This is a genomic window from Mesorhizobium sp. M1A.T.Ca.IN.004.03.1.1 (genome assembly GCF_003997555.1).
Classification (GTDB): domain Bacteria; phylum Pseudomonadota; class Alphaproteobacteria; order Rhizobiales; family Rhizobiaceae; genus Mesorhizobium.
Genome location: NZ_RZTV01000599.1, coordinates 1 through 257, shown reverse-complemented (window position 1 = coordinate 257; position 257 = coordinate 1). Strand labels below are relative to the sequence as shown.

Sequence of the window (257 nt, the reverse complement as noted above, 5' to 3'; positions counted from 1 at the left end):
ATCGAGGACGATCTGCCGTTTCTCATGGCCTTGCGCCGCGACCTGCACGCCCATCCCGAACTTGGTTTCGAGGAAGAGCGCACCGCCGGCATCGTCGCGAGGCTTCTCGATGATGCCGGTATCACCGTGCATCGCGGCCTCGGCGACACCGGCGTGGTCGGTACGTTGCAGGTCGGGAGGGGCGCGCGCAGGATCGGGCTACGCGCCGATATGGATGCGCTCGCCATGCCCGAGCTGGTGGAGCGGCCTTATAAATC

The 257-nt window shown here is 65.8% G+C and carries 1 pseudogene; it reads left to right on the top strand.

What is annotated here, in order from left to right:
- Nucleotides 1-257, top strand: a pseudogene (locus EOD29_RS33035) (amidohydrolase); the annotation flags it as partial.